Origin of the sequence: Parafrankia sp. Ea1.12, assembly GCF_900465275.1 — a bacterium.
In the GTDB taxonomy this organism is placed as follows: domain Bacteria; phylum Actinomycetota; class Actinomycetes; order Frankiales; family Frankiaceae; genus Parafrankia; species Parafrankia soli.
Genome location: NZ_UBIZ01000624.1, coordinates 1 through 3,915, shown reverse-complemented (window position 1 = coordinate 3,915; position 3,915 = coordinate 1). Strand labels below are relative to the sequence as shown.

The 3,915-nt window shown below is 70.9% G+C and carries 4 protein-coding genes and 2 pseudogenes; all 6 read right to left on the bottom strand.

Translation table 11 applies throughout. The annotated features are described in order from the left end of the window. A pseudogene (locus FMEAI12_RS33615) lies at nt 1-243 on the bottom strand (DNA recombination/repair protein RecA); the annotation flags it as partial. 248 nt (nt 244-491) lie between these two features. After that, nucleotides 492-626: a hypothetical protein gene (locus tag FMEAI12_RS39410; protein WP_255565774.1), complete on the bottom strand. Its 135-nt coding sequence runs from the start codon at nt 624-626 to the stop codon at nt 492-494. Nucleotides 627-785: 159 nt separating this feature from the next. Continuing rightward, nucleotides 786-866 (bottom strand): annotated as a pseudogene (locus tag FMEAI12_RS33610) (IS6 family transposase); the annotation flags it as partial. A 116-nt stretch (nt 867-982) separates the two neighbouring features. Next, complete coding sequence (locus tag FMEAI12_RS33605; RefSeq protein WP_235015003.1) at nt 983-1,249, bottom strand: hypothetical protein; 267 nt, start codon at nt 1,247-1,249, stop codon at nt 983-985. 252 nt (nt 1,250-1,501) lie between these two features. Next, nucleotides 1,502-3,466: an ATP-binding cassette domain-containing protein gene (locus FMEAI12_RS33600; protein WP_368672137.1), complete on the bottom strand. Its 1,965-nt coding sequence runs from the start codon at nt 3,464-3,466 to the stop codon at nt 1,502-1,504. 10 nt (nt 3,467-3,476) lie between these two features. Beyond that, nucleotides 3,477-3,915: hypothetical protein (locus FMEAI12_RS38985; protein ID WP_235015002.1), on the bottom strand; the 439-nt coding region annotated here is incomplete at its 5' end.

Below are 3,915 nucleotides of genomic sequence, written 5' to 3'. Positions count from 1 at the left end.
CGCCACCGCGTGCAACGCGACCGTGGTTTTTCCGGACGACTCCGGCCCATAGATCTCGACGACGCGCCCGCGAGGGAGGCCCCCGATACCGAGCGCGACATCCAGCGCGATGGATCCGGTCGGGATGACCTGGATCGGCGGCCGGATATCGTCACCCAGCCGCATGACCGAGCCCTTGCCGAACTGCTTGTCGATCTGCGCAAGAGCGTTCTCCAACGCCTTGTCGCGGTCGGGTCCCACCATTGGAGTTACTCCATGCTGACTGAGGTCGGCGGGTCTTGGCCACGAGCCGACGCTAGGCCGTGGGACCGACAGTTTCGGAAGTCGGGTCGGTTCTGTGGACGGCGGAGAGTCTGTGGGCAACAGTAGCCGAACATCCGTTCGAAGGTGCGGCGACACGCCGGTGCACACTCGCGTTGGGCTGGTGCCTGGGGGACTCCAAGATCTGATTTTCGGTCTGTGGGCTGGCCTTTTGCGGTTGAGGTGATCGTCTACGGGAGTTGTCGGCCGGCGTTGCGGTACTCGTTGATCATGCCGCCGAGGATGCGGGTGCGGCGGACGATGGAATCCGGGATCGGGGTGACCGTGGGCTGTGGGTCGAGTGTGGGGTGCCAGAACTGGGCCATCGGTCCTGGTCCGCGTCGTTAGGCAGCCCGCTCGGGCACTGTTGCGTTGTGAGGAAGCGGCGGATGCCAGCGGTTTCGGCACCGACACCGGCCTGCTGCGACAGCCCGGCGGTGAAGGTCTCTCACCTCCACAGGAATCCACCGCGCCTCGTGGCGCACCTCGTCGACAAACCACCTGTCCCCGGGACGGTGCCGGCACGGCCGCGCCACATCGACCAGCAGGGGCGTGAAACGCTGCACGCAGCAGGCCTGCGAAGTTCGCTTTTCCCGCCACGTCACCACTGCCCTCGACGACCTTTGCCAATCTTGATGGGTTCCGCCGTCTGGACTTGGTACGCCCTGCGAAGGGCTCGGGGTCAGGACATGGAGCGCATCTGGCGGATCTCGGCGAGCGCACTGAGGCGGAACACCTCGATGAATCGCAGGAGGGTGTGCAGCTCGTCGTCGTTGAAGGCGGCCAGGTTCTCGCGGGTCCGGGCGGTCAACCCGGCGTAGTAGGCGTTGATCCGGTCGAGGCCCTCGTCGGTCGGCTCGATGATGATCCGGCGCCGGCGCCGCGGGTCCGGAACCCGGCGCATTGCCGGCCAGCACCAGCCCGAATGCGCCAGCACCGATCTGGTCATCCAGCTCATATCCAGGAAGCGCCGCCGCTACCCGCGCCCGGTCAACGATCACGACGGGGCCTGACGCCCTGTCGGTCCTCACCGTCGACCGTGGCCAACCCACTCATTTCCGTCGACACGACGCGTGATCCTAACGGCCGCCCATGCTTCTTCCGCGCGACGGCTTGCCGTCACACCCTGCGGTCCCGGGCTCCGTCACGGCGGTCGGTCACCGGTGTAGCCCAGGGGTTCGCTGGCGATGCCGCGCGGTGATCAGCGGCCCTTCCGGGGGGTTGATCCGCGGCGGAGCACGGGCCACGTCGCCGCCGCGACGGCCGCGGTCAGCAGCAGGAGCGCGGCGAGGTCAAGTGCCCAGGTGCCGGCGTCGTCCTTCCACAGCGGGTCACGATCGGGGTCGCCCTGCCGGTAGCCGGTGGTCGCGGCGACCATCGCGAACCCCCACCGGGCCGGCATCAGGTACGCGAGCTGTTCCAGCGGCGGGCGGCCGTTCAGGGGGATGAGCAGCCCGCACAGCAGGAACTGCAACAGCAGGACGACGACCAGGATCGGCATGCCGCGATCGGCGTTGCTGATCAGCGCCGAGACCAGCAGCCCCTGGACCATCGCGGCCAGTGCGACCGCGATCATGGCGACAGCGACCTCGGTGACCCCGCTCCCCAGCGCGAGCGGAGTGTCCGGCCCGGGTTTGCCGACCAGCCCGACGAAGGCCAGGATCACCGCCTGCACACTGGTGATCATGCCCAGGACGGCGAGCTTCGACCAGAGGTAGGCACTGCGGGAGAGCCCGATCGCCTGCTCCCGGCGGAAGACGGAGCGCTCCTTGACCAGTTCTCGGAACGCTCCGGCGAATCCCGTGAACGCGCAGCCGAGGACGAGCATGAGCATGAGCGGGGCGATGTCGTCGTCGGGGTTGGTCTGCCGGCTCTTCCATGACAGGCCGTGCCCACCCGGCAGCAGTTGCGCGAACAGGCTCAGGACCAGCGGCAGCGCCAACAGGAACAGGGCATAGGCCCGGTCGGCCGCGATCACCGAGAGGTAGCGGCGGGCGAGCACGGCGAACTGGCGCAGTGCCGGCTGCTGGCGTGGCGGCGGGTCCGGCACGGCTGGCGCCGGACGCACCGCGGGACCCACCGTGGACCGCGCCGCGCCGCTCGGCATCCCGTACTTCGCGTACTGGGGCGAGGCCCGGAACCGGGCTGTCCAGTCGACGTCCCGGGACTGGTCGAGGAGCAGGAACATGTCCGCGAAGTCGCGCTGGCCGAAGTAGCCGAGCGCCTCGCCGGGCGGGCCGAAGTAGGCGAGCCGGCCGCCCGACGCGAGCACGAGCAGCCGGTCGCACAGGTGGAGCTGCGCGGGTGAGTGGGTGACGACGACCACCGTCCGGCCGTCGTCGGCGAGCGTGCGCAGGGTCTGCATCACCGACTTGTCCATGCCCGGATCCAGCCCGGACGTCGGCTCGTCGAGGAAGAGCAGCGACGGGCGGGTGAGCAGCTCCAGTGCGACGCTGGTGCGCTTGCGCTGGCCGCCGGAGAGGGTGCTGATCCGCTGGTCCGCGTGATCGGCCAGCCCCAGCTCGCCGAGCACTTCCTCGACCCGCGTGTTGCGCTCGGCCGCGGATGTGTCGGCGGGGAACCGCAGCTCGGCCGCGTACCGCAGGGCCCGGCGGACGGTCAGCTGCGGGTGCAGGATGTCGTCCTGCGGGACGAGGCCGATGCGTTGGCGCAGCTCGTCGTAGGACGCGTAGAGGTCGCGGCCGGCGTAGCGGACCTCACCGGAGTCGGCGGGGCGCTGCCCGGTCAGCGCGCCGAGCAGGGTGGACTTCCCGGCGCCGCTCGGACCGACGACGGCCAGCAGGCTGCGCTGCGGCAGGGCGAACCCGACCCCGTCGAGGAGCCGCCGGCCGGAGCGGGTGACGGCCAGGCCGTCGGCCTCGAACGAGATGTCACCCGAGTCGGTGTACTCGACGAGGGTGCCGCCCTGCAGGTGCAGCAGGGCATGCCCGATGCCGACGATGTCCCCGGCCCCGATCGTGGCCGCCTGGCTGATCCGGTGGCCGTTGACGAACGTGCCGTTCCAGCTGCCGAGGTCGACGATCCGATGCTCGGTCCCGGCCTGGCGCAGCTCGGCGTGCCGGCGCGAGACGAGCGGGTCGGTGAGCACGATGTCGCACTCGGGCGCGCGGCCGATGACGATCGGCGCAGCCCCGACCGGATGCAGCGCCGTGGCCTTACGCCCCCACCACGTCCCGCCCGGGCGGGACGTGGTGGCGGTGCCCGGCGCCGGTGCTGTTGGTGGCAGTGCCGTCGGTGGCGGTCCGGAGGTGGGCGTGCCCGGCGCCGGTGCCGTTGGCGGTAGCCCGGAGGTTGGGGAGCCCGGCCCCTGCGCCGTGGGTGAAGGCGTGGCGGTGGCTGGCCGTTTCGGCTGGTGGTGCCTGGTTTCGAAGAGCGCGGTGGGGGTGGCCGGTGATGCGGGCGGCGTTGGCGGCGGGGCGCTCGTAGCCTGCCACCAGCCCGACGCGGGTGTGGCCGGCGGTGCGGGCGGTGTCGACGGTGGTGTGCTTGTGGCCTGCCACCAGCCTGACGCGGGTGTGGCGGGCGAGCCGAGCGGCGCTGGCGCTGGCGCTGGCGCTGGCGTTGGCGTTGGCGTTGGCGTTGGCGGACCAGGCG

What these genes read in the sequence shown, in the direction of transcription:
- FMEAI12_RS39410 (WP_255565774.1), bottom strand. Translation starts at nt 626, where the DNA reads ATGGCCCAGTTCTGGCACCCCACACTCGACCCACAGCCCACGGTCACC.
- FMEAI12_RS33605 (WP_235015003.1), bottom strand. Translation starts at nt 1,249, where the DNA reads ATGACCAGATCGGTGCTGGCGCATTCGGGCTGGTGCTGGCCGGCAATG.